This window comes from Methyloceanibacter marginalis (genome assembly GCF_001723295.1).
In the GTDB taxonomy this organism is placed as follows: domain Bacteria; phylum Pseudomonadota; class Alphaproteobacteria; order Rhizobiales; family Methyloligellaceae; genus Methyloceanibacter; species Methyloceanibacter marginalis.
In genome coordinates, this window is sequence record NZ_LPWD01000206.1 from 1 (window position 1) to 4172 (window position 4172).

4 protein-coding genes are annotated in these 4172 nt (G+C 66.9%); all 4 read left to right on the top strand.

Going from position 1 to position 4172, the window contains the following annotated elements; all coding sequences use genetic code 11:
• Window positions 1–238: 238 nt before the first annotated feature.
• Window positions 239–1429 carry an MFS transporter gene (locus tag AUC71_RS08425; RefSeq protein ID WP_069623910.1) on the top strand — a complete coding sequence of 397 codons (1191 nt, stop codon included), beginning with the start codon at window positions 239–241 and terminating at the stop codon, window positions 1427–1429.
• Between the two features lie 52 nt (window positions 1430–1481).
• Window positions 1482–2348 (top strand): diaminopimelate epimerase, encoded by an 867-nt coding sequence (dapF, locus tag AUC71_RS08430; RefSeq protein WP_069623911.1) that lies wholly within the window; start codon window positions 1482–1484, stop codon window positions 2346–2348.
• 34 nt (window positions 2349–2382) lie between these two features.
• On the top strand, window positions 2383–3642 hold the full coding sequence (gene mtaB / locus AUC71_RS08435) for a tRNA (N(6)-L-threonylcarbamoyladenosine(37)-C(2))-methylthiotransferase MtaB (protein ID WP_069623912.1): 1260 nt from the start codon (window positions 2383–2385) through the stop codon (window positions 3640–3642).
• Window positions 3639–4172, top strand: a 534-nt coding sequence (locus AUC71_RS08440; protein WP_193427027.1) for a signal recognition particle receptor subunit alpha, incomplete at its 3' end; no start/stop codon positions are given. The genes mtaB and AUC71_RS08440, both read left to right, overlap by 4 nt.

The window sequence follows — 4172 nt, forward strand, 5'->3', positions numbered from 1 at the left end:
CCGTTCGAGACCTTCCGCCCTTCGATCGCGAAAAGATCCTTCACCATGAAGCTCAGTCCGGCGAGGGGACCGCCATCCGCGCCGCGAAGCGGTTCCTCGAGCGTATGCGGGACCAGGCCGTGGACCGGATCGTTGCGCGGAACGGCAATCATGGCTGGCTCCTTCGCAAGGGATGCGATGACAGGAGAGAACGCCATATAAGTGAATTCTTCGCAACGCCTCGAACCCCGCTTGGCCCTTGAGTTCCAAGACCACATCCCCTGCGCATTTGCCGAGAACGGTCTGGGCGCTCGGCTTCACCTCATTGTTCATGGATGTCTCCTCGGAGCTGATCCATGGGCTGTTGCCGCTGTTCTTGGTGGTCAGCCTTGGCGCCAGCGCCGCGGTGCTCGGCTGGGTGGAGGGCACCGCCGAGGCAGCCGCCCAAATCGCGCGGGTGTTCTCGGGCTGGCTGTCCGACACGCTCCAGCGGCGGAAAGCTCTCGCCGTGGCGGGTTATGGGCTTGCCGCGATCACCAAGCCGCTGTTCCCGCTGGCAGGGGCCGTGTGGGTCGTGGCCACCGCGCGGTTTCTCGACCGGATCGGCAAGGGGGTCCGCGGCGCACCGCGTGACGCGCTCGTCGCCGACGTCACGCCGCCTGCGCAACGGGGTGCGGCGTCGGGCTTGCGGCAGTCGCTCGACACGGTGGGTGCGACGGTCGGCCCGCTGCTGGCGATCGGGCTCATGATGCTCCTGAACGACGATATCCGCGCCGTGCTGTGGTTCGCGGTCATCCCGGCGGTGATCTCCGTCGTCATCCTCCTGGTCTTCGTGAAGGAGCCGGCACCGTCAACGAAAGAAAGGCGCGTGGCGATCAAGCTGCACGAGGTTGGCGCGCTCGGGCGCTTCTATTGGTTTGTGGTGGCGGCCGGCGCGGTGTTCACGCTTGCCCGGTTCTCGGAGGCCTTCCTCGTCATCCGCGCCTACGATTTCGGGCTGGCTCTGGCGCTCGCGCCCGCGGTGATCGCCGTCATGAGCGTTGTGTTCGCGGTCAGCGCCTATCCGGCAGGCCGGCTTCAGGATCGCTTCGGGGCCAAACCGTTGCTGGTCGCGGGGCTTGCCGTGCTGATCGCGGCCGATGTCCTTCTGGCCTTCGGCGAGGGGCTCGCCGCCATCTTCCTTGGCATCGGCCTCTGGGGGCTCCATATGGGGCTGACCCAAGGCGTGCTGTCGGCGCTTGTGGCGCAGGCCGCGCCGGCGCGCTTGCGCGGAACGGCCTTTGGGCTGTTTGGCCTGGTCACGGGCCTCGCCACGCTGCTGGCAAGCGTCGCGGCGGGGATTTTGTGGGATGCCGTCTCCCCCGAAGCGACGTTCCTGACCGGCGCCGGGTTTGCCGTCCTGGCGCTGCTGGGCTTCCTGGGCATTCGAGGCCGAAAGCAGGCGGCCTAGAGGTTTTCCGGCCCGCGGGTGCTATAGAGACGGCAGATTTTGGATTTTGGACATGGACGCGAACGCTCTTCACTTCCGCAAGATGAACGGGCTCGGCAACGATTTCGTCGTGGTCGATGCGCGGACGGGCGCGCTCGTGCTTGGCGCGGACGCGGTGCGCGCCATCGCCGACCGCAAGGAAGGCATCGGCTGCGACCAGCTCATCGTGCTCGAGTCCTCGGAGGCAGCTGACGTGTTCATGCGCATCCTGGACGCCGACGGCGGCGAGGTGGCGGCCTGCGGTAATGCGGCGCGCTGCGTGGCTGCGGTCGTCGCCCAGGAACGGGGACGCGCCGACGTCACCATCGAGACCGAGAATCAGGTGCTCGGTGCGCATGTCGGCGCGGACGGTCAGGTCACTATCGACATGGGCGTCCCGCGGCTTCGCTGGGACGAGATTCCCCTCGCGGAGGCGTTTCACGACACGCGCCATATCGAGCTCCAGGCGGGACCGATCGATGCGCCGGTGCTTCATTCGCCCGCGGTGGTTAATGTGGGCAACCCGCACGCGTCTTCTTCGTCGGACGATGTGGAGGCCGTCGACCTCGGCCGGATCGGGCCGATGCTGGAGCATCACCCGCTGTTCCCGGAGCGCGCAAACATCTCGGTGGTTCAGGTGCTGAGCCCCGATCATGTGAAGGTGCGGACCTGGGAACGGGGCGCGGGGCTGACGCAAGCTTGCGGCACGGCGGCCTGCGCCGCGGCTGTTGCGTCGATCCGCCGCGAGCTCACCGGGCGGACGGTCAGGACCACGCTGCCAGGCGGCGATCTGGTCATCGAGTGGCGCGAGGCGGACGGCCACGTGTTGATGACCGGGCCATTCGCGCTCGATTTCGAGGGTACCCTGCCGGCGGAACTTTTGACGCCCGCAGGGGTCTGACTCCTTTCGGGATTTCGTGCTAGAAGCCGACCAAATGTCCGATCTTGAGATCATCACCTTCGGCTGCAGGCTGAACGCCTACGAGTCCGAGGTCATGCGGGAGCATGCGAACGCCGCCGGGCTCTCCGACGCGGTGATCGTCAATACCTGCGCGGTGACGAACGAAGCGGTGCGCCAGGCGCGGCAGGCTATTCGGCGGGCGCGCCGCGACCGCCCCGGCGCCAAGATCGTGGTAACCGGCTGCGCGGCGCAGATTGACCCGGACCGCTTCGCTGGCCGCATGGACGAGGTGGATCGGGTCATCGGCAACCAGGAAAAGCTCGAGGCAAAGACCTATCAGGGCCTCGGTATCGGCGACACCGAGAAGGTCGCGGTCAACGACATCATGTCTGTGACCGAGACCGCGGGCCATTTGATCGAGGGCTTCGGCAATCGCGCGCGCGCCTATGTGCAGATCCAGAACGGCTGCGATCATCGTTGCACGTTCTGCATCATTCCGTTCGGGCGCGGGCCCTCCAGGTCGGTGCCCGCGGGCGAGGTGGTGGCGCAGGTGCGCCGGCTCGTCGAGAACGGCTATGCGGAGATCGTGCTCACGGGCGTGGACATCACCGCCTATGGCGCGGACCTGCCCGGCGCCATGACCCTCGGCAGACTGACGCGCACCGTTCTAAAGCTCGTGCCGGAACTGCCGAGGCTTCGTCTCTCCTCCATCGATTCCGTCGAGGCGGACGCGGATCTCATCGCGGCCATCGCCGAAGAAGAACGGCTGATGCCGCATCTGCATCTGTCCTTGCAGGCTGGTGACGATCTCACCTTGAAGCGCATGAAGCGCCGGCATGCCCGCGCGGACTCGGTTTCCTTCTGCGAGGCCATGCGCCGCGCCCGCCCCGACATCGTGTTCGGCGCCGATATCATCGCGGGCTTTCCCACCGAAACGGAGGCGATGTTCGAGAACTCCCTATCCTTGGTGGACGATTGCGGGCTCACCTTCCTGCATGTGTTTCCGTTCTCCGCGCGCGAAGGCACGCCGGCCGCGCGTATGCCGCAAGTGCATGGCGCGGTTATTTCACGGCGCGCCGGCGAATTGCGCGCCAGGGGTGCCGCTGCGCTGACGGCTCATCTCCAGAACGCCAAGGGACGCCGCATCCAAGTGCTCATGGAGAACGAGAGCCAAGGCCGTTCGCCGGACTTCACGCCGGTCAGGCTCGATCCGTGCTCTGCCGCGGGCGGCGCGCTGGTCGATGCGGTGGTCTCGGGCAATGACGGCGCAGCACTGCTGGCGGAGGTCCGATGACGGCGGAAAGCAAGCGAGCATCGTTCTTCGAGCGTCTTAGACGAGTCACCGCGGCCGATGCGGACGAGCCGGAGGAAGAGGCGGGGCCGACGGCTCCGGCACCGAAAAAACCGCATCACAAAGACGAGCCCAGCCCGAAGCGTCCGGAATCCACACCGCCTGCGCCGCCTCCGGATGCGCCCGAGCCGAACAAGAAACACGAGCGTGAGTCCGACAAGCAGCCTGAGGAAGAGGCGGGACCGATGTCGCCCGCTCCTGACAAAGCAAAAGCCCGCCGTGCGGGCGGCTGGTTTGCGCAGCTCAAGTCGGGACTGTCGCGGACCTCGAACGCCCTCACCGAAAACCTCGCCGGCGTGCTGACCAAGCGGAAGCTCGACGCGGAGACGCTCGATGAGCTGGAAGAAGCGCTGATCAGAGCCGATCTCGGCGTGGCGATGGCCGAGCGGATCCGCGGCGCGATCGCCGGGGGCCGCTACGAGACAGGCCTGACGGAAGACGACGTTCGTGCGGTGCTGGCCGAGGAGGTGGCG

Bases quoted from the DNA above. Each gene is read 5' to 3' on its own strand.
- dapF (WP_069623911.1), top strand. From the start codon at position 1,482: ATGGACGCGAACGCTCTTCACTTCCGCAAGATGAACGGGCTCGGCAAC.
- mtaB (WP_069623912.1), top strand. From the start codon at position 2,383: ATGTCCGATCTTGAGATCATCACCTTCGGCTGCAGGCTGAACGCCTAC.